This window comes from Streptococcus sp. oral taxon 431 (genome assembly GCF_023115445.1).
Classification (GTDB): domain Bacteria; phylum Bacillota; class Bacilli; order Lactobacillales; family Streptococcaceae; genus Streptococcus.
In genome coordinates this window covers 1-18789 of record NZ_JALDUI010000016.1, presented here as the reverse complement: position 1 = coordinate 18789, position 18789 = coordinate 1, and the positions used below count along the sequence as shown (strand labels likewise).

General features: G+C 39.6%; 22 protein-coding genes, 1 tRNA gene, 1 pseudogene and 1 riboswitch. Of the genes and pseudogenes, 9 read left to right on the top strand and 15 right to left on the bottom strand.

Going from position 1 to position 18789, the window contains the following annotated elements; genetic code table 11:
- Positions 1–146: 146 nt before the first annotated feature.
- The 4 genes from M1R56_RS08205 to M1R56_RS08190 are packed head-to-tail and all read right to left on the bottom strand — an operon-like array spanning position 147 to position 3081.
- Positions 147–428: a rhodanese-like domain-containing protein gene (locus M1R56_RS08205; protein ID WP_248035661.1), complete on the bottom strand. Its 282-nt coding sequence runs from the start codon at positions 426–428 to the stop codon at positions 147–149.
- Positions 425–1015: a uracil-DNA glycosylase family protein gene (locus M1R56_RS08200; RefSeq protein ID WP_248035658.1), complete on the bottom strand. Its 591-nt coding sequence runs from the start codon at positions 1013–1015 to the stop codon at positions 425–427. The genes M1R56_RS08205 and M1R56_RS08200 overlap by 4 nt, the downstream gene beginning before the upstream one ends.
- A gap of 50 nt (positions 1016–1065) precedes the next feature.
- Entirely contained in the window at positions 1066–2466 is a 1401-nt protein-coding gene (gene pepV / locus M1R56_RS08195) for a dipeptidase PepV (RefSeq protein ID WP_248035656.1), read from the bottom strand.
- Positions 2467–2475: 9 nt separating this feature from the next.
- On the bottom strand, positions 2476–3081 hold the full coding sequence (locus tag M1R56_RS08190; RefSeq protein WP_248035653.1) for a nitroreductase family protein: 606 nt from the start codon (positions 3079–3081) through the stop codon (positions 2476–2478).
- A 236-nt stretch (positions 3082–3317) separates the two neighbouring features.
- On the opposite strand from M1R56_RS08190, the gene M1R56_RS08185 reads away from it, so the two are divergent.
- The gene (locus M1R56_RS08185; RefSeq protein WP_248035735.1) at positions 3318–4100 is read left to right on the top strand and encodes an amino acid ABC transporter substrate-binding protein; all 783 of its coding nucleotides are present in this window, start codon (positions 3318–3320) and stop codon (positions 4098–4100) included.
- A 217-nt stretch (positions 4101–4317) separates the two neighbouring features.
- On the opposite strand, the gene M1R56_RS08180 is transcribed toward M1R56_RS08185, so the two are convergent.
- Entirely contained in the window at positions 4318–5151 is an 834-nt protein-coding gene (locus M1R56_RS08180) for a metallophosphoesterase family protein (RefSeq protein ID WP_248035651.1), read from the bottom strand.
- A 217-nt stretch (positions 5152–5368) separates the two neighbouring features.
- Between M1R56_RS08180 and M1R56_RS08175 the strand changes: the two genes are divergently transcribed.
- The 7 genes from M1R56_RS08175 to M1R56_RS08145 are packed head-to-tail and all read left to right on the top strand — an operon-like array spanning position 5369 to position 8198.
- The gene (locus M1R56_RS08175; RefSeq protein ID WP_001082470.1) at positions 5369–5563 is read left to right on the top strand and encodes a helix-turn-helix transcriptional regulator; all 195 of its coding nucleotides are present in this window, start codon (positions 5369–5371) and stop codon (positions 5561–5563) included.
- A gap of 14 nt (positions 5564–5577) precedes the next feature.
- Positions 5578–6120: a DUF3278 domain-containing protein gene (locus M1R56_RS08170; RefSeq protein ID WP_248035648.1), complete on the top strand. Its 543-nt coding sequence runs from the start codon at positions 5578–5580 to the stop codon at positions 6118–6120.
- Positions 6121–6130: 10 nt separating this feature from the next.
- Positions 6131–6379, top strand: coding sequence for a hypothetical protein (locus M1R56_RS08165; protein ID WP_248035645.1), 249 nt, complete (start codon positions 6131–6133; stop codon positions 6377–6379).
- 10 nt (positions 6380–6389) lie between these two features.
- On the top strand, positions 6390–6725 hold the full coding sequence (locus M1R56_RS08160; protein WP_248035642.1) for a hypothetical protein: 336 nt from the start codon (positions 6390–6392) through the stop codon (positions 6723–6725).
- 26 nt (positions 6726–6751) lie between these two features.
- Positions 6752–7294 (top strand): DUF3278 domain-containing protein, encoded by a 543-nt coding sequence (locus tag M1R56_RS08155; RefSeq protein WP_248035638.1) that lies wholly within the window; start codon positions 6752–6754, stop codon positions 7292–7294.
- Between the two features lie 10 nt (positions 7295–7304).
- The gene (locus tag M1R56_RS08150; protein WP_049508169.1) at positions 7305–7646 is read left to right on the top strand and encodes a hypothetical protein; all 342 of its coding nucleotides are present in this window, start codon (positions 7305–7307) and stop codon (positions 7644–7646) included.
- A gap of 12 nt (positions 7647–7658) precedes the next feature.
- Positions 7659–8198: a DUF3278 domain-containing protein gene (locus M1R56_RS08145; protein WP_248035636.1), complete on the top strand. Its 540-nt coding sequence runs from the start codon at positions 7659–7661 to the stop codon at positions 8196–8198.
- Positions 8199–8272: 74 nt separating this feature from the next.
- Here the strand turns inward: M1R56_RS08145 and M1R56_RS08140 are convergent, their stop codons facing one another.
- From M1R56_RS08140 to M1R56_RS08120, 5 genes are all read right to left on the bottom strand, one after another.
- Positions 8273–9169 (bottom strand): TDT family transporter, encoded by an 897-nt coding sequence (locus M1R56_RS08140; protein ID WP_248035634.1) that lies wholly within the window; start codon positions 9167–9169, stop codon positions 8273–8275.
- Between the two features lie 108 nt (positions 9170–9277).
- Positions 9278–10342 carry an acyl-CoA dehydrogenase family protein gene (locus M1R56_RS08135; RefSeq protein WP_248035632.1) on the bottom strand — a complete coding sequence of 355 codons (1065 nt, stop codon included), beginning with the start codon at positions 10340–10342 and terminating at the stop codon, positions 9278–9280.
- A gap of 14 nt (positions 10343–10356) precedes the next feature.
- Positions 10357–10905: a carboxymuconolactone decarboxylase family protein gene (locus tag M1R56_RS08130; RefSeq protein ID WP_045763587.1), complete on the bottom strand. Its 549-nt coding sequence runs from the start codon at positions 10903–10905 to the stop codon at positions 10357–10359.
- Between the two features lie 225 nt (positions 10906–11130).
- Positions 11131–12309, bottom strand: a complete 1179-nt coding sequence (locus M1R56_RS08125; RefSeq protein WP_248035629.1) for a ryptide export MFS transporter — start codon at positions 12307–12309, stop codon at positions 11131–11133.
- 244 nt (positions 12310–12553) lie between these two features.
- The gene (locus tag M1R56_RS08120) at positions 12554–13876 is read right to left on the bottom strand and encodes a sodium:alanine symporter family protein (protein WP_248035626.1); all 1323 of its coding nucleotides are present in this window, start codon (positions 13874–13876) and stop codon (positions 12554–12556) included.
- Between the two features lie 90 nt (positions 13877–13966).
- Positions 13967–14055, bottom strand: a riboswitch (glycine riboswitch).
- 406 nt (positions 14056–14461) lie between these two features.
- On the opposite strand from M1R56_RS08120, the pseudogene M1R56_RS08115 reads away from it, so the two are divergent.
- Positions 14462–14645, top strand: a pseudogene (locus tag M1R56_RS08115) (helix-turn-helix domain-containing protein); the annotation flags it as partial.
- Between the two features lie 650 nt (positions 14646–15295).
- Here M1R56_RS08115 and M1R56_RS08110 read toward each other — a convergent pair.
- From M1R56_RS08110 to M1R56_RS08090, 5 genes are all read right to left on the bottom strand, one after another.
- A tRNA-Thr gene (locus tag M1R56_RS08110) sits at positions 15296–15368 on the bottom strand.
- 47 nt (positions 15369–15415) lie between these two features.
- Positions 15416–15877, bottom strand: coding sequence for a GNAT family N-acetyltransferase (locus tag M1R56_RS08105; RefSeq protein ID WP_248035733.1), 462 nt, complete (start codon positions 15875–15877; stop codon positions 15416–15418).
- 38 nt (positions 15878–15915) lie between these two features.
- Complete coding sequence (locus M1R56_RS08100; protein ID WP_248035624.1) at positions 15916–16701, bottom strand: ABC transporter permease; 786 nt, start codon at positions 16699–16701, stop codon at positions 15916–15918.
- Between the two features lies 1 nt (position 16702).
- Positions 16703–17521, bottom strand: a complete 819-nt coding sequence (locus M1R56_RS08095) for an ABC-2 family transporter protein (RefSeq protein ID WP_248035622.1) — start codon at positions 17519–17521, stop codon at positions 16703–16705.
- Position 17522: 1 nt separating this feature from the next.
- Positions 17523–18515, bottom strand: coding sequence for an ATP-binding cassette domain-containing protein (locus M1R56_RS08090; RefSeq protein ID WP_248035620.1), 993 nt, complete (start codon positions 18513–18515; stop codon positions 17523–17525).
- Positions 18516–18789: the final 274 nt, after the last annotated feature.

Here is an 18789-nt window from a genome sequence, read left to right as displayed (position 1 = left end):
ATAAAATACTTTCTTAGTATAACATGATTAAAGGCTTGAAAAGGCTATCTCGAAATAATTTTAAAATGTTTTCAATTTTCTGATTTTTAGAGCAAATAAACTCCCTTTAAAACCTTTCTTATTTTCGGTCTCAAAGGGAGATTTTCTTATTCTAAGGCATCCATGCCACCTTGGACATTGATAACCTCATAGCCTTGTTCTGCTAAAAATTGACAAGCGCGTGCGGAACGTATTCCTGATTTACAGATCACATAGTAAGGCTGGGTTTTATCTAGTTGCTCATAAGTATCTGCCAGTTGACTGAGAGGGAAATTACGAGCACCTTCTAAATGAAGAGCCTCAAATTCCTCTACTTCTCTCACATCTAATACAGAAAGCGACTCTTTCTGATAAAGCTGATAAAAATCGTCAAACGTAATTTCGTTCATTCTTTTTCTCCTAAAATAGTTTTAATTCTTTTTTTCAAATCTGGAACCACTTCTTCCTCAAACCAAGGATTTTTTTTCATCCAAATTTGATTACGTGGTGATGGGTGTACCAGAGGGAAATAATCAGGCAAATAATCTTTAAATCGATGCACACGGTCTGTTACCTTGCCACTAACTTTCTCATTTAGATAGTAGGCTTGGGCATACTGCCCAATCAAGAGGGTTAATTGAATATCTGGTAATTCTTTCAAAAGTTTAGGATGCCACTTTTCTGCAAAACCTGGACGAGGTGGCAGGTCACCCGATTTCCCATGACCTGGAAAGTAGAAATCCATGGGCATGACTGCAAAGTAACCTGACTTGTAAAAGGTGTCTTCATCCACACCCAACCATTCGCGCAAGCGGTCCCCACTTTTATCCTTCCAGTATAGCCCTGCTTCTTGGGTTTTGAGACCAGGCGCTTGACCAATGATATTGATACGAGCTGTTTTTGGTGCTGCAAAGAGTGGCTCGATGCCTTGCTCAGTATAGCTGGCATTCTGTGGATCCTCTATGAGAGCTTGCTTGATTCTTTCGATTTGAGACATTTTCTCCTCCAAAAAGAAGTCTAAGCATTAAATCTCAGACTTCTATAGCATTATTTGATCAATTCATAGATAGCTTCAGCGTAGATGGCTGCTGCACGGAAGAGGTCGTCCAAGGCGATAAATTCGTTGGCTTGGTGCATGGTATTGATAGAATCTGGGAACATAGCACCGTAAGCGACACCACGCTCTAACAAACGTCCAAATGTTCCACCACCGATGACTTGTTCGTGACCTTTAAGACCTGTTTGTTTTTCATAAACATTCAACAAGGTTTGAACGAGTGGGTCTTCCATTGGCACATAGTGAGGAGTGTGCCCATGTTCAGAAAGGCTAACTGAAGCAACAGGCAAGTTTTCAAGAACTGATTTGATTTGCTCAGGGCTTGTTCCTTTTGGATAACGGAAGTTAAGGGCAATGGTATTATCAGCACTTGTTTCATCAAAGCGGAAGACACCAGCATTCATAGAAAGAGCACCCATCTTTTCATCCACATGAGCTACTTTCAAGTTTTTCCCTTCATGGTCGTTCAAGAGAATCTTACCAGCAATATCGAGGTAGTCTTTTGCAGGTCCTTCAAAGGCAAATTGGCTGAGGAAAAGAGCAAGATAAGTCGCACCATTGACACCTGAAGCAGGCATAGCACCGTGGGCTGATTTACCAATTACAGTTACCTTGTATTGACCATTCTCTTCTTGAATGTCTCCTCTGAGTTTGTGCTCTGCTACGAAGGCATCTAGTTTAGCTTGCAAGTCAGCCAAGTCACCTGAAACAACTGCCGTTGCTGACTCAGGTACCATGTTTTCACGCAAGCCACCTGTGAAGCTGTGAAGACGAGCTTCACCAGTATTTTCACCAGCAAAGTGAAGGTATTCTGTGATGTTTCCTTTTTCACCATTGATGATAGGGAATTCAGCATCTGGAGAGAAGCCAAAGTCTGGTTTTGCAAGTCCTACATGCTCGAAGTAGTAGTCCATATCTGCCCAACCTGATTCTTCATCAGTTCCGACGATGAAACGAACTTTCTTAGAAGTTGGAAGTCCGAGTTCTTTGATGATTTTCAAACCATAGTAACAAGCTGTAGTTGGTCCCTTATCGTCAGAAGCACCACGCGCATAAAGACGACCATCTTTGATAGTTGGAGTGTAAGGGTCAGTGTCCCAACCGCTACCAGCTGGCACTACGTCCATGTGGGCAAAGATTCCGAGAACTTCTTCTCCTTCACCAAACTCAAAATGTCCGGCATAGTTGTCGACATTTTTTGTTGGGTAGCCATCACGGTCTGCGATTTCAAGGAATTTTTCCAAGGCTTTTACTGGCCCAGGCCCAAATGGATGCTCAGCATCTGCCTTGCTGTCATCACGTTCTGAGTTGATTTCCAAAAGGCTAAACAAGTCAGCCAAGAGGTCTTCTTTACGTTTTTCTACTTCTGCTGTAAAATCAATAACTGTCATTTTTTCTTCCTATCTTTTTTCGATAATTTCATCTACTGGCAAGCGGTAGCTTGGTTCCAACTTCTCATCTGTGTATCCCACTGTAATCAAGAGCTCTGGACGGAAGCGTTCTTCGATTTCCAAGACTTCATTGACTTTTGATTTGTCAAAACCAAGGATAATGTTTGATCCGATTCCTTGGTCAGTCAAAGCAAGGACCAAGTTCATAGCAACAAGTCCAGCATTAAGAGCCAAGTAGTCACTGGCTTGTTGTTCGTTGTAACGCGCAAACTCTGCTGGAAGATTTTTCATAAAGTACTGAAGTTGTTCTTCTGAGAAGTTCTTTGCTCCACCAACACGGGCAATCTTGCGAGCACGTTTGGCTAAGTCTGTATCTGTAAACAAGGCAATGGTTACAGGTGCAGACGCTACTTGCTCAAAGTTTGAACCGTAAGCCAATTTTGCTAGTTCAGCATTTCTCTCACGAACCACGACAAATTTCCAAGGCTGACTGTTGTGGGCACTTGGTGCCAAGGTTGCGATTTCAATAGCTGTACGAACATCCTTCGGATCGACAGGTTTATCAATAAAATGCTTGGTCGCATGACGTTTTTTATTTAACTCAAGAAATTTCATAATTGATTTCCTTTTCTATTTCTATTGCTTCCATTTTACCACATTCTGAAAGAGCTTGCAGAGATTTTTCATTGGTGAAACAAATTATCTTTTTCTTACTTGAGTTGTTTACTACAAAACTGGAAATTATAATATTTCTCTATCACTTCCATAAAAAATATATATTAGATATCTGATTGATTGTCTGGTAAGCTAGACACCATTATCTTATGAAAAAATTATTCTTATGATTAGCCATTAGTCCCTTGTTGGTCGCCTGTGGACAATCTAAACAAGAAAGTACTTCAACTTCCACTGCTAGTCCTAAAACCATTGTCGTAGCAACTGCCGGAGACATCCCACCTTTTGACTTTGAAAAAGATGGTAGCCTAACTGGATATGATGTTGAAGTTTTAAAAGCGGTCGATGAAAAACTGGATCAATACAAGATTGAATTTCAAAAAACAGCTTGGGAAAGTATCTTCCCTGGAGTGGATGCTGGCCGTTACCAAGCTGCTGCCAACAACTTGAGCTATACCAAAGAGAGAGCAGCCAAATACCTCTACTCCCTACCTATCGCTAAAAATCCTTTGGTGCTTGTAAGCAGAAAAGACAAAGCTCTTACTTCTCTGCAAGACATCGCTGGTAAAACAACCCAGGATGATACTGGAACTTCTACTGCCAAGGTTGTTGCGGACTGGAATCAAAGCCATTCAGACAATCCTGCTACCATCCAATACTCTGGTGAAGATGTCGCTAAACGTCTGACTGACCTCGCAAATGGCGAATTTGATTTCCTAATCTTTGATAAAATCTCTGTTCAAAAAATTATCCAAGACCGAGTTTTAGACTTGAACGTAGTTGACTTGGAAAGCAATGACAATCCAAACAATTACATCATCTTTTCAAGTGACCAAAAAGAATTTAAAGACCAATTTGACAAGGTTCTTAAAGAACTCTACCAAGATGGAACCCTTGAAAAACTCAGCAAAACCTATCTCGGTGGTTCTTACCTACCAGATCAATCTCAATTACAATAAGAAATATTAAAAGAGAGTGGGACAGAAATCGGTAATTCGTTAGAATTCGATTTCGTCGTCCCACCTCCGCACAGTTGAGTAGGGCTGTAAAAGCTGATGAAATCAGCGTAGTTGAGCCCACTCAACCACTGCGTCTTGCTCGACAATCCAACATCAAAAAGAGGCTAGGACTTTTGTCCCAGACTCTTTATTTAGTATCTGTTCATTAAAGCAACTCTTACAAAAAATCAAAATAATTCTTGACATCCTCTACATAGCCATGCTTGTCAATTAAACTAGCTAACAAATCTCTATTATGGCCTTGATAGTTGTCCTCACGTCGCAACTCTTCATACATTTCGATAAAAGGAAGGCCTTTTTCCTTGGCTGATTCTAACTCTGCTTCATAATCATAGGCAACCTTACGAAATTGGATATTGACCAATTCACCATTTTCAACTTCGAGTAAGGCATACTGGGCTCGGTGATTTTTCAGCTCTTTCCAGTTAAAATAAGGCATACCAATCGAACCTGGATTGATGATTTGTTGGCCTTGGCTACCATAACGTAGGAGCTGTTTATGGACATGCCCATAGACGGCTACATCCGTAGTTTCATCAAGTAACTGGTCAAATTTTTCGGTATTATTTTCAACCAGCAAATCACCACCATAATTTTTCTCAGGTAAATTATGAGAAAGAGAAAAACGCAAGCCTTCAACTTCTTTCTTGGCTACCATAGGTAGCTTTCTCAACCAATCAATATGCTCTGGGTTTAGACGCTCCATCAGATACTGAGTCATCCTGAGAAGCTGAATTTCTTTGGGATCCTCTAAACCATATTGTCCATCTAAAACCTCTAAAACACTATCATCCCAGTTTCCTCGAACGGATGCTGTAATGGGAAGGTCTTTCAAAAGAGCCACCAAGTCATTTGCTCCCGGTCCAGGTAGAAAAATATCTCCCAAAAGCCAATATTCAGTCGCTCCCAAATTTTTTGCGTCCTCAAGCACTGCAGCTAAGGCCGTCGTATTGCCATGAATGTCTGATAAAATTGCAATCTTATGGTTCATTTTCTGCTCCTTCTTTAGTGGATAGCTTTCAGTCTATCCAATTCACTCTTATAATTCTGTACTTTTCTCCATTATAGCATAAAATTGCTAGAAGATTTTATAACGGAAATATTCTCATCAACTTTCTCTTAAAAATATGTCAAAAATAGTTGACATTTTATTTTTAAAAGAATATACTATAGTCAAATATATGTGACATAAATAAAAAGGAGGAAGCATGAATCGTGTGAAAGAATTCCGCAAGGAATTGGGCATATCCCAGCTCGAACTTGCCAAGGATATCGGTGTCTCGAGACAAACCATCAACATGATTGAAAACGACAAGTACAACCCCACCCTGGAACTTTGTCTCAATCTCGCCCGCAGCCTCCAAACTGACCTCAACAGTCTCTTTTGGGAGGACGATTTTTAAAAAGAAGAAGAAAAATGAAAAAAGAAACCTTCACGGAAAAACTGATCAAACGCACTTACGGTATTTCCGATCCGCTTGACGAATACAAACGACGTGAGGCTGACCGAATCGGAAATAAAGTCTTTATGATTCTCTTTTATCTGATGATTTTCGGCAATGTTATTCCACTCGTTCTAGCCTATAAATATCCCCAACTAGTGGCTCTAGTCTATCCTCCTCTGATTTTAGTGATTGCCCTCATCGCTGCTGGCTATGTCACCTACCAAATGCAAAAAACAGGGATTACAACTATCGAACCAGATATGCTGACTGAGAAAGAAAGTAAGCAACTACATTACCCTGGTCTGAAAGCTGGGATAGTCTATGGATTAATGAGTTTTTTTTCAACCCCTCTTCTCCTTATACTGCTAGGTGAGAGTCAGGACTATCTTCAGTCTCTTCTCGCTTTTAAAAATATTTTTTCAAGTATCCTCCAGTCTGTCTTCTTTGGAGTGGTCATACAGATTATCATCTCCCGTCGCATTGCAAAAGCCAAGGAAGACCAGGATAAGGATTAGGAGGAAACTCATGAAAAAAGAAAAGAAGCAGTTACGTTATCCTGGTCTAAAAGCAGGTTCGATTTATGGAACAGTGATATTTTTTATAATTCCACTCATTGATACCCTAACAAGTGAAAATTCAAATTTTATCAGTTCTCTTCTAAATACAAAACATATTTTTAAAACTATACTGGGAGCTTTCTTTTTCGGAGTTATGATACATATTGTCGACTCACTTCGCATTGCAAGAGCTAAAAAAGAGCAAGATAAGGATTAGGAGAAAGCTTATGAAATCACTAGTAACTTTACTTACCTATCATCTTTTGTTTGCTTCACTGCTCATCTTCATCATCGTTTCAGGGAACTTGCCCATCTACGATACAGTCCTTGTTCTTGTCTTTGTTCCAGCACTCAACAAAGGACTGACTTATCTAAAGATAGATTCCCAAAAAACGCGCATACTCAACTTAGCACTATTCTTTATGATTCTATCCTTTCTATCCTTACCACAACTGACGGTTATTTCAAACGATTGGAAATATTATCTATTGCTAACTATCGCTATCCTTTCTTCTATTACTTATCTTTATTATCTCTATCAATTCGTAAAAGAAACAAAATAACATCGTTCATTTAGGAGAAATTACCCATGAAAAAAGAACCCCTCTATGAAAAACTAATCAAACGTATCTATGGCATTTCAGGGCCACTTGATGAACACAAACGGCGCGAAGCTGAGCACATCGGAAATAAAATCTTTATGATTCTCTTTTACCTCATGACTTTAGGCAATCTTATTCCCTTTGTCCTTGCTTTTAGATATCCCCAAGTAGTCGCTTTTGGATATCCAATCATTATCTTTCTAATTTCCATGGTTTGTGCTATCTATGTCACTAGTCAAACTACAAAAACTGGTATTGCTTCTATTGATCCTGACGTGTTGAACCAGAAAGAAAAGAAACAGTTACGTAATCCTGGTCTTAAAGCTGGTCTTGGCTATGGAATAGCCATGTTGTTTGGAATGCCACTTCTCAATATCCTAATGGATGATAGCAAAAACTATCTTACCGCTCTCTTGAATACAAGAAGTATCTTGTCAACCATCGTTGCAGCCTTCTTTTTCGGATTAACAGTGCATATTGTCATCACTCTTCGTATTCAAAAAGCTAGAGAAGATCAAGACGACGATTAGGAGGAAACTTATGAAATCACTACAAACTTTAATTCTCAGCCATATTTTGATCAGTATCTTTATGACAGTTTTCCTAGTTTATGGCCAAATTACGCGTCCTTTTCTAATCATCTTCCTCTTAGCCCTTCCTGTCTTGAACAAAGGACAAAGATTTCAGAAAATCACATCAAAAAAAATACGCCTCTTAAACGCATCTCTCTGCTTTATCCTCGTATCTTTCCCACAACTGTTAACGAATTCTATGGATTGGAGATATCTCCTATTTCTAACCATCTGTATCGTTTTTAGTCTAGTCTACTTCTATACTCTCTATCAACTCTTTAAAGAAGCTAATCAAAAACAAGGTTATTAAGAGGTCACTACCATGAAAAAAGAAGACTTAACCACTCGCTTAGTTCGAAATTTCTTTCATATACAAGGGCCTTTTGACGAATGCCGTCAAGAGGTCATCTATAAGGCTTGCGCCCGTTCCATGGTCCAAATCTTTTACTCTTCCTTCTTTCTCTTCCTGTTCTATCTTTTGTTTGGACGCTTTATAGAGATGGTTCGAATGGCTATGCCCTATCTCTACTTCTTGATGATTTTTACCCTCAGTCTCAAGGCAAGATATTCTACTAGAGGGCTTCACTTAGAAGATGATGATCAATCCGAGATTCCACAAATCACTTACAGCAAGCGTCAAATCAAGTTAAGAAGTTGGTTAGTTGGAACTAGCATCCCAACTCTCTACTTATTTATCCTATTTTCCAAAAAAGTACTTCTTGAAAATCACTCCATTACAGATTTCTTCTTGCAGTTTCTAGAACTCAAAATGATCGCATTTTTCCTATTAGTAGGACTCGGAGTAGGATCAATCTTCGGTACTATGACTTATTATTTTTTATCCGAACATGAAGAGCAGTAGGAGAAAGCTGAACTAATTGATTGTTTCTATGCTCGACAACAAACCCCTAACACTTCTCAGTGCTAGGGGCTTTTTTAGTTTCTTAAATACCGCATATATTCTACTAATACATAGACAAGAATCGTTAAACAAATGATAATCTCTAACCAAACGAGAAAGTTAAGGACTGGAAACTGCAGAATGCCTTGGGCCATTTTCAATGAAGTTGCTGTGATGATAGTTGGGAAAGTTAGGGCTGAAAAAGCTGGTTGAAATCCCTGTTTTAAAATCCTTGGCAAACGACTGAGGACAAAGAAAAAGAAAGTTTGTGAAGCAAGGATCATGACTAGCAAAATCCAGCCATGAAGTCCTGAACCTCCGATCCGAACGAGTGCTGCTAACAGTAGAGAAAAGGGAGCACAGTAGATTCCTTCTTGCCCCAGTAAAGCCCGTGGCAATGGATTACTTTTCAAATCTTGATAAATCAGAGGATAAAGGAAAAGGGTTAAGGTAAATCCAAAAATCCAAGCTCCATAGGCAATCTCGACTATGCCCACCACTGGGTTGGTCAAGCTTGCTACTGCTATCCCTACATAAAGAACTGTCCAACTTGGCGTTGCGCTCGTTCTTGGTTTAGTCTGCACATAATTTTTAGTGAAGTAGATGATTAAACCTACATCCAGTAGAAAGGCAAACCACCAAAGAGCTTGTGCTATGATACTCATACTCGTAGGTAAGATTCGCAGTAAGTAGGTTGATAAAATCATCCCTGCCATGGGAAAGGTCGCCATTCCCGATAATAGAGGAGCTTTCTTAAGTTCTTGCTGGCTTTCTTGCCAATCACTAAGATGACTGTATAAAAAATAAAACCATAAAATCAAGCCTGACAAACTAAAGACGTGCGATAATAGTGGAAAAATATCCAATATGAGATTGCCTGCTCCAGCCAATCCCAATAAACACCCTGAAAAGGCCAAGGGGAGTTTTTTCATATGAACCTCCAATAGTCATGTTATTATCAGTATAGCATAAAAGCGCTTAAATGAAGTATTAAAAAACGAAGTTTAAAAAGATAAACCTCGTTTTTATTTTCTTTATTTTTAGTTTGTCGCTAGAATATGTCGCAACTGTACTGCACTAGGAGAAACAATTGGCAAAAAGGCACCTTCATTCCAACGACGTATGAAACCGGATGTCGATTTACTAAAGTATCCTCTACCGCCACCAGCTTGTAGTTCTAATAAGAGACTTTGGGCAACAACATCAACAATATCAATTCGTAACTGGAATAGTTCGCGCGGATTTCTAACGAAATAGGACTCTTCAGATAGTCCTTGATAGAGAGAATGTCGAATATCATCTAACTGTTCGACCTGATGCTGCCATTCTTCCTTCAAGACACCTCGTTTCCCCAATTCTTTTTCGACTTCTGAGAGTGAACGTTCAGCTAAGCCAAAGGCTAGGCCAAATTGGTAGCCTAAAAAGGCTGGACGATTTTGTGCTAAAAACTGATGAGCATCCTTGGATAGAATCCACTCTTCCTTTAAAGGGACCTTGTTAAAAGTCAGGGCTGCTGTATTCCCTCCTTGGAGAGAGACAAATTCCAAATCTTCGGAACGACTAAAGTTTTCTGCGTCCGATGGTACGGCTACTACATAACTTTGACTCGGATCATCTGCAAATCCTGCTACAAAAATAGTGAGGAAGCGATCCCTACGAGCATTGGTTACCCAAGGAAGTCGTCCTTTTAGGTAATAATTCCCATTTTCTTCAAGGATTCGAACATTTAGTTCCTCTAAGTCAGATAGATACTTGACCGCATTAGACAAAGCCGTAGCACCTGCATATTCTCCTGATAAGAGTTTTTCCAAGTAAACTTCTTTGAAGTAAGCATTATCAGTATGAAGAATATTGTCTATTAAAGTTCGTTGCCCCCATGAGATAAAGGAAGCTGTTAAGGAATGTTGAGCGAGTTCTGCAAGGATATCGATAACATCTTGATCACTTCCACCTAGCCCTCCAAGAACTTTTGGTACTCCTACACGAAAGGCACCTTCTGCAGCAATTTTCTCAATCAGCTCTTCTCCAGCTTGACATGATTTTTTGTCAATTTCATCAGCGTGCTGGTCTAACCAGCTTAAAAATTCTTCTGAAAAAAATCCCATACTTTGTCCTCCTCTTATGCATAAGGTTGTAATTCTGGATTAATCGGTGTGTTAGCTAGGTTGTTGGCATAGTTACAAAGACTTGCTAGACTGACACCGAGAACGACATCCAAGGCATTTTCTTGTGTATAGCCTGCTTCAAGAAATTCTCCAAGAGCTTCATCTCCTACGCGCCCTTTGGTATTGATAACTGCCAAGGTAAACTTAGCTAGGGTATCCAGCTTAGGATCGCTTTCGATTGGAGTACGATTGCGAAGAGCTTGAAGTAGGTCATCATTCATCTGGATTTGCTTGATAGAAAAGGCTGTATGTCCAGCGACGCAGAAGGCGCAACCATTAGTTACGGCTGCAGTGATTTGCACCACTTCGCGCTCTACAGGTGTTAGACTGTTGCGACGGTTAATAGCGCCAACAGTGCGATAAGCCTCTAGGGCTGTAGGGGCATTGGCCAAAAGACCGATAAGATTTGGGATATAGCCATTGTTGTCCTTTTGTACCGTTTCAAGAACTTCTTTCACTTCTGCTGGTGCTGATTCTACTGTGTGGATAGTAAATGTTGTCATAAGGGGACCTCTTTTCATTTTGTAATTAAATAGTTTCTGCGAAAATCTTACGAAGTCTCATCAGCCTATTGAACAAATCCTTGCCTTGATTGATGAGTCATTAGCTTTTCGTTGACAATAAGTCTAACACAGAATCTATACCTTGCATAATATATATTTTAAATTGCACTGATAAAAAATTTTTATGAAAACAAAAAAATCACACCAGATGTGTGATCATAACTGTTAATTTATCTGATGCTTGTTTTTTAAAACTAAGATGGCCTCTACCAGCAAACAGACTATAGCCAAGACAAAACTAGTAAATACTCCAAAATATTCTGTGATGGAACTCATTAGAAAAACAGAGGCAGAAAAGGCCAAGGTAGAGACAACTTCAATAACGGAGTAAAGATTTACAAGTTCCTTCTCATCAACCGATTCCTGTAATAATACGCTCTCAGGGACTTCCTTAATCTGAGATAGAAAACCAATTACTAGAGATAGGAATAGAAAAGCAGGTGGATTTGGAAATAGTAATATCAAGAGTGTTACTAGTGTTGTCGATAACAAAGAAAATGTCATAGTTTGATACTTATAGGTAACAACTTTCTCGGCTAGACGGAAGATAATAGCTCCTCCCAAGATAATCCCCAAGGAATAGGCCGTATTGACATAACCCCAATAGCTTTCTGACTGATGTAAAATTTCAGTCACAAAAACAAGTAAAACAGAAGATACCCAGATAGCATTAGCTAGAATTTCTAAGAGATTAGCCTGGACAATAAGGCGTAATCTTGATTTTTTAACCACCAATATCCAACCTTTTGTGAGCGTCTCAAGACTTGTTTCAGAGGACAACTCTTCTTTTTCGACTAGTGGCAAACCGAACATCAAAATCGTAGAAATTGTAAACAAGGCTAACACAATGAGCAGGCTAGGCTTCATTCCCAGACTCGCAAATAAGAAGCCTCCTAAGCCCCAACCAACGAGTTGTACACTTTCACCACTCATAGAAATAGCTGCGTTCGCTTTAGCTAAATCTCTTGCATAGCGTGGAACAATCGCATAGGAAATAGGTGCTGCAAAACCATCCAAAATGGAGATAAAAGTTACAATAGCATATAAAAGAGGGAGGGAAATAGTTTCAGATTGCTTGAGTAGAAAAACCAAAATCGCTAGCAGAATCGTCTTACCCAATTGAGTCAAGAAAAGAACACGATTTAAAGCTAGTCTCTTTGTTACTAACGGGACTAAGAAACTGGCTAAAAAGGAGGATAGACCTATCAGAATTGGCACTAGGGAGGTTGAAATAACCGAACCAGATAAGACAAACACATTTGCAATCACAACAACTCTAAAAAAGACATCTGCTAGATTCGCTATTCCTTGTGAAATCACTAATTTTTGAATATCTTTTGACATAAACACCTCCAGTTTATTTCTCTTTCGCATATAGATGAAACAAGATATATCAGACCAAAAACGGATTTATGCTGACTATTATACAATAAATAAAAGTGCAAATAAAGGATATCATAAAAGATGTACTATTGAATTTCATTCATCTTATGACATAAAATAAAAGACTAGCCCTAAAAGTGAAAAAAAGCTAGCATCTCACAAACAGATGCTAGCTTTTCCTTTAAATGGAAAGATCAATCTTACATTATTTATCAAAATATTTCTTAGTCTCAGCAATAACAACTGGCGACAAGGCTAAGAGTGCAATCAAGTTTGGTAGAGCCATAAGTGCATTGACAATATCCGCAATGACCCAGACCATATCCAACTCAATGAAGCCACCCAGTAAGACCATGGCAACAAAGACCACACGATAGAGCCAGATAAAGCGAACACCAAAGAGAAACTCAAAACAACGCTCTCCGTAATAGTTCCATCCCAAAATCGTGGTAAAGGCAAAAAGTACCAAGAAGATTGTTAGAAGAGCAGATCCAAAGAAAGAGAAGACTGTAGAAAAAGCTGACTGAGTCAAAGCAACACCATTCAAATCACCACTCCAAACACCAGTTACCAAGATGGTCAAACCAGTCAGGGTACAGATGATTAGAGTATCAATAAAGGTTCCTGTCATGGAAATCAAACCTTGCTCCACCGGTTCATTTGTCTTGGCTGCCGCAGCCGCAATAGGAGCTGAACCTAAGCCCGACTCATTTGAGAAGACCCCACGCGCCACACCGTTTTGAATAGCCATCCGAACACTGGCTCCTGCAAATCCTCCGACTGCAGCAACTGGACTAAAAGCTGATGTAAAGACCAAGGTCAAAGTTGCAGGGATTTTCTCAATATTAACAAAAATGACTGTCAAGGTTCCCAAGATGTAGACAATAGCCATAAAAGGAACTACTGTAGTAGAAACTTTCGAAATAGATTTGAGTCCACCAAAGACCGCAATCCCAACAAATATAGAAAGGACTAGAGCTGTAATGGTCGGTGACAAGCTGGTTGTATTTTGTATGGACTCTGTGATGGAGTTGACCTGGGTAAAGGTACCAATACCTAAGAGAGCTACCAAAACACCTGCCAAGGCAAAGAGCATCGCCAAGGGTCGCCACCTTTCTCCCATACCTAGAAGAATATAGTGCATCGGTCCTCCAGCGATAGCGCCATTTTCATCCTTACTCCGATATTTGATAGCCAGTAAGCCCTCTGCATACTTGGTCGCCATTCCAAAAAAAGCTGCTATCCACATCCAGAAGAGGGCACCAGGACCTCCCACCTTGATGGCTGTTGCCACCCCGATGATATTTCCCGTACCAACAGTTGCTGCTAGGGCTGTACACAAGGCAGCAAAGCTCGAAACATCACCATGTCCCTTGTCTTTGGTAAAAATAAGCTGGAAGGCCTTAGGGAGACGCAAAATTTGTAAAAGTCCTAAACGAAGAGTCAAGTAAATCCCTGTACCAACCAATAAGATCAAAAGGGGTGGTCCCCATACAAAAGCGTCTATTTCTTTTAGCAAATTTAACATGCATTTCTCCTATCTAATCAACCCCAAAAGAAAGAGCACATGTTAAAAACATGTACTCTGGAATGCATCGATAAATGCCAAAAAGCGCTCTATCATTGCTCTGTCCTTTTACCTGAGAGTTTGAGCAGTTGCCTGCCTTGCCCCTTCGGTGCCTTTACGGTCTCTCCAGAGTTCCGTCCATTTACAGTCATGAAAAATCAAACGATTTTCCGCTTCTATTAAACTTCATTCGGTGTTGTATTTAATTTTTCTTATTTTACAAGAAAAAACAGAACTTGTCAATTATTTTCAGAAAATTTTATTATACTTTTTATGATTTTTGCTTTACTGAAAGTTCTATAATGAAGTTAGCCATCCAGCCCTCCTAAAAATTAGATGCTTCAACTAGCTTATAGCTAGTACTCAATTTCATTTGATAAGCGGCCTGATGATGTTAGGCTGGTGTCCAAGGCTCAGACTAGCCTTGCTTTAGCTGACAAAACAGCTTCAAGGGGTTCTCTTGTCACATAAAAGCTCTTATAGGCATAAGAAAACAGCTCTGTGTTATACTTGTTGTTCAATCACAAACACAAGAAAGGCACAGAGATTCAAAGCCATTATACTACAAAATCCAAACATTTGACAATCGATAGCCGTCGGTTAATCGAACGATGGAAAAAAAGGGAAATCAAATAGAGAAATTGCCCCTCTACTTGGAAAAACTCCTCAAACTATCCATACTGAAATCAAGCGTGGGACAGTCCTACAATGTGTTGGAATAGGGCGCTTCTAAAAGGTTTATTCTGCCGACTATGCTCAACAGTCTTATGAAAGTGCTGGCATTAAAAAATCTTCACACATCACGCAAGGAAATCGATCTATCAAGCAAGCTTTGACTATGTCGGGATTGATTGCAGCACATTCTAAAGATCCAGCTTTTTCTTCTTTTTACAATCGAATTTCCCAAAGAGGAAGCAAGATGAAAGCCATCATTGCTTGCGCCCATAAGATTCTCATACTCTTCGAAAATCTCTTCAAACTGCGTCAACGTCGCCTTGCCGTATATATGTTACTGACTTCGTCAGTTTCATCTGCAACCTCAAAACAGTGTTTTGAGCTGACTTCGTCAGTTCTATCTACAACCTCAAAGCAGTGCTTTGAGCAACCTGCGGCTAGTTTCCTACTTTGCTCTTTGATTTTCATTGAGTATCCTCCACCAAACAGACTTATCAAACAGAAAAGGCGCTAGGACTGAGGAAACAGTTCTAACGCCTAAAATAAAAAATTTTCAATTACAGTGTAGCACAGGAAGTGATTTTTTGCGCTTTTTTACTGTTTTTTTCAAATAAAATACTAAATTATTTTTAACAATCAACTTGAGATAATTGCCTTTAAATAAACATTTTAAATTTTCTTTGTCTTTCTTTACATTAGTAAAAATGCCGATTGCAGGGATCGAACCTGTGACCTTCGCGTTACGAATGCGGTGCTCTACCAACTGAGCTAAATCGGCGATTCCACTTATAGTATAGCACTATAAGAAAGGATGTCAAGGGATTCTTAACCCATCTTTTTAATCAAAATCTGACAAGGATTTTGAGGCCCCCAAAGTTGTGGAAAAATCTCTAATTTTTTAAAGCCAAGACTGCGATAAAAGACATTTGTTCGATCATAATCTTTATTAGAGCCTTCTGCTACTGTTTTCACTTGTAAATAATCAACGTTTTTGCGTGCTTCACTTTCTAAAGTAGCAAGCAATTGACTCCCGATTCCTCTACCTTGATGAGCTTTTTTTACACCGAGACAATCAATCTCTGCACAATCTTCACTAGAATAGGACAAGCTCACAAAGCCAAGCAAATCACTCTCCTGAAAGGCAGCCCACACTTGCAAGTCCTTGGCTCCTTCGATATAGGCTTGCGTACTTTCTGGTATTCCAAACCATTCTGGCAAATCCTTTAAAACTTCAGCGACAACTGCCATTTTTTGATTTTCATCCTTGACTGCTTCAATTACAAACATCATAAGTTCCTTTCTTGATTTTAGTCTTACTTTATCTCTTACGAACCCGCACTTTCGTAAGCGTCTAATCCCCTATCCCAGAGTTTTAGAGAGATTCCAAAGAAGATAAGAGAAATCAGAATCAAACCACCAATATTAAAGAGTCCATCCTTGCCCTGCAAGAAATAGTTGGCAGGATAGTAGGCCGTAAAGGCGAAAGGTACAATAAAGCTAATTAACCAACGAAGGAGCGAATTGTAAATGGAAATCGGGTACTTGGCAAAATCATTAAACATATAGAAAATGTAAATCATGGCACCTGACTGCTTGGTCCAAAAGGCGATACTGGCTGTTGCGATTTTCAAGGAAGTATAAATCAAGGTCGCAAAAGGAATACAAACTAGGAAAAGCAGGAATTTGGGAAGAGTCCAAGCAATGCTAGTCACTGTGGTTCCCAATAGAATGCCACCGACCAAGAGCTCACCCAAGGCATCAATCTGAAAGGTCTCAACCAGAATATGAAATAGGGGATTGATAGGACGAGTCAGATATTTATCAAATTCTCCTTTTCGGACTAGTCGTTGACCTAAAGCCCAGAGGTTGTCAAAAAAGAGATGGTCCAGTCCCTTAGGAATCAAGGAGAAGCCATAGATAAAGGCAATCTCTTGAAAGGTCCAGCCTTCTAAGGATGGGATGTGTTGAAAGATGACATTGAGAAACAAGAGGTTCAACCCTTGTGTCAGGAAAACACCCAGCACACCAACCACAAAATCCACCTTGTATTCCATGATTTGTTTGATGTATTGTCTGATAAAAATCAGATGCATGCGTTGATATTTTTTCATACTAACCTCCCTGAATGGTGATAAATGACTGAACTCGTTTCCAAATCAACTGAGACAAACCTATCATCACTAAAAGCCAGAAAAACTGCAAAGCGAGTGCCTGAAGAATCTGATTGACATCGTATTTTCCAACAATAATCATGACTGGAGTGTAGATCAAGGATGAGAAAGGCAAGAAGGACAGAATATCTGAAACAACCTTGGGAAAGAAAGCCAAGGGAATCAAACTCCCAGACATAAAGGCCACTATGGAAGTCTTGAGTAGATTGGAACCCCAAAGATTTTTAAACACAAAGGCAGAAAATCCAAAGCAGATATTAAAGAAAAAGTTAATCAGATAGGCCAGCGTTAAGCTAAAAAGATAAAGGGTAGTTAGTCCCAGCACTTCTACAATCCCTTGCCCAGATAAAATTTTCATCAAAACAATGACACTTAAAAATGGCAGTCCAACAGAGATAAAAATCAACCACTTGGAACCAAGCTCGGTAAAGAGGTAAGAAGCCGCAAAATGCACTGGTCGCAACAAGCGCATGATAATGGAACCATCCTTGACCTCATCACCAATCATAAAGGAAGAATCCGACCTAGTCAGAAGATTAGTCACAAAACTTATGATGATGTAGAGGGTGATATCCGCCATGCTGAAGCCCTGGATTAAGGACTCCTGCGAGGAATCAAAGACTGCCTTCCAGAGATAAAAAGCCACAAAAGCACCCATGACATCACCAATCCGATAGAGAAGAAAATTCACCCGATAGGTGATCAATTCCTGAATCCCTGCATTGATAAAGGGTTTATAACGTCTCCACAATTTGACCATCTTAGAGCTCCTTTCGATAGAAGCGACGGATAATATCCTCAATATCCGTATCCACCATCTTCAAATCACGGACCTCAAAATCAGATAAGATTTGCTTGATAATATCGGCCGACTGGTAGCGGGAACTATCGAATTCAATATTGAGAATATTTCCTTGTCTAGCAATGGACATATCAGGCAAGCCCTCATAATGAGAGACTAGATGATTTTGACCTGGCGTCAGGTCAAAGGAGAGAGTCTTCATCTTTCCAAAGGTCTCCTTGAGCTGGCTAACCGTTCCATCAAAAATCTCCTGCCCCTTGTCAATCATGAAAATCCGATCACAAAGTTGCTCAATATCACTCAGGTCGTGAGTGGTCAAGAGAATGGTTGTTTCTTCCTCCTGATTGATTTGGGTAATGGCCCGACGAATGTTATCCTTAACCGAAACATCCAAACCGATGGTTGGCTCATCTAAAAAGAGAACCTTGGGATTGTGAAGCAAGGAAGCCGCAATATCCGCCCGCATCCGTTGACCTAGTGAAAGAGTCCGCACGGGATCCTTGATAAAGTCCTTCAAGTCTAAGACTTCATTCAAAAAGTCCATTCGCTTATGAAAGAGCGAATCTGGCACATCGTAAATCTCTTTCAAGACCGTGTAGGTCTCTTGCAGAGCCAAATCCCACCATAGCTGGGTCCGTTGTCCAAAAACAACCCCAATATCCTTGACATAATCTTGGCGATTGTCTTGCGGAATTTTGCCGTTAATTCGGCAAAAACCAGATGTCGGCTTTAAAATCCCGGTCAGCATTTTGATGGTTGTCGACTTTCCAGCACCATTTGCCCCAATAAAGCCTAAAATTTGTCCTTTTGGAACCTCAAAGGTCAAATCCTTGACCGCTTCAAAGGTCTGCTTTTCAGGATGAATAAAGGAGCGCAAAGCCCCCTTCAAACCTGGCTCCTTGACCGTCTTCACAAAATTTTTCTGAAGATGTTCCACTTCTATCATTGCCATATCTATCTCCCTATGGTAAGGAAGAGCAATATTGTATTATTGACTACAAATATTCTAAATCCTTACTTTCTAAACCTTCTACATTTTATTATTACAAAAGGCTTTATACCAACCTATTATAGTCTAATAAAAAATGGAATGCAAGCGTTTGCCTACAGATTATGAAATTAGAGATTTCTCTCATAAAATAATGGTTTTATAGTATCTTAGTTTATAAAATACATGTTATAATAAAGCTATGGCATATAGTACAGATTTTAAACACCGAGCATTA

What these genes read in the sequence shown, in the direction of transcription:
- M1R56_RS08145 (WP_248035636.1), top strand. Translation starts at nt 7,659, where the DNA reads ATGAAAAAAGAAGACTTAACCACTCGCTTAGTTCGAAATTTCTTTCAT.
- M1R56_RS08190 (WP_248035653.1), bottom strand. Translation starts at nt 3,081, where the DNA reads ATGAAATTTCTTGAGTTAAATAAAAAACGTCATGCGACCAAGCATTTT.
- M1R56_RS08120 (WP_248035626.1), bottom strand. Translation starts at nt 13,876, where the DNA reads ATGTTAAATTTGCTAAAAGAAATAGACGCTTTTGTATGGGGACCACCC.
- M1R56_RS08125 (WP_248035629.1), bottom strand. Translation starts at nt 12,309, where the DNA reads ATGTCAAAAGATATTCAAAAATTAGTGATTTCACAAGGAATAGCGAAT.
- M1R56_RS08140 (WP_248035634.1), bottom strand. Translation starts at nt 9,169, where the DNA reads ATGAAAAAACTCCCCTTGGCCTTTTCAGGGTGTTTATTGGGATTGGCT.
- M1R56_RS08090 (WP_248035620.1), bottom strand. Translation starts at nt 18,515, where the DNA reads ATGGCAATGATAGAAGTGGAACATCTTCAGAAAAATTTTGTGAAGACG.
- M1R56_RS08095 (WP_248035622.1), bottom strand. Translation starts at nt 17,521, where the DNA reads ATGGTCAAATTGTGGAGACGTTATAAACCCTTTATCAATGCAGGGATT.
- M1R56_RS08175 (WP_001082470.1), top strand. Translation starts at nt 5,369, where the DNA reads ATGAATCGTGTGAAAGAATTCCGCAAGGAATTGGGCATATCCCAGCTC.
- M1R56_RS08205 (WP_248035661.1), bottom strand. Translation starts at nt 428, where the DNA reads ATGAACGAAATTACGTTTGACGATTTTTATCAGCTTTATCAGAAAGAG.
- M1R56_RS08155 (WP_248035638.1), top strand. Translation starts at nt 6,752, where the DNA reads ATGAAAAAAGAACCCCTCTATGAAAAACTAATCAAACGTATCTATGGC.
- M1R56_RS08100 (WP_248035624.1), bottom strand. Translation starts at nt 16,701, where the DNA reads ATGAAAAAATATCAACGCATGCATCTGATTTTTATCAGACAATACATC.
- M1R56_RS08165 (WP_248035645.1), top strand. Translation starts at nt 6,131, where the DNA reads ATGAAAAAAGAAAAGAAGCAGTTACGTTATCCTGGTCTAAAAGCAGGT.
- pepV (WP_248035656.1), bottom strand. Translation starts at nt 2,466, where the DNA reads ATGACAGTTATTGATTTTACAGCAGAAGTAGAAAAACGTAAAGAAGAC.
- M1R56_RS08105 (WP_248035733.1), bottom strand. Translation starts at nt 15,877, where the DNA reads ATGTTTGTAATTGAAGCAGTCAAGGATGAAAATCAAAAAATGGCAGTT.
- M1R56_RS08160 (WP_248035642.1), top strand. Translation starts at nt 6,390, where the DNA reads ATGAAATCACTAGTAACTTTACTTACCTATCATCTTTTGTTTGCTTCA.
- M1R56_RS08170 (WP_248035648.1), top strand. Translation starts at nt 5,578, where the DNA reads ATGAAAAAAGAAACCTTCACGGAAAAACTGATCAAACGCACTTACGGT.
- M1R56_RS08135 (WP_248035632.1), bottom strand. Translation starts at nt 10,342, where the DNA reads ATGGGATTTTTTTCAGAAGAATTTTTAAGCTGGTTAGACCAGCACGCT.
- M1R56_RS08130 (WP_045763587.1), bottom strand. Translation starts at nt 10,905, where the DNA reads ATGACAACATTTACTATCCACACAGTAGAATCAGCACCAGCAGAAGTG.
- M1R56_RS08150 (WP_049508169.1), top strand. Translation starts at nt 7,305, where the DNA reads ATGAAATCACTACAAACTTTAATTCTCAGCCATATTTTGATCAGTATC.
- M1R56_RS08180 (WP_248035651.1), bottom strand. Translation starts at nt 5,151, where the DNA reads ATGAACCATAAGATTGCAATTTTATCAGACATTCATGGCAATACGACG.
- M1R56_RS08200 (WP_248035658.1), bottom strand. Translation starts at nt 1,015, where the DNA reads ATGTCTCAAATCGAAAGAATCAAGCAAGCTCTCATAGAGGATCCACAG.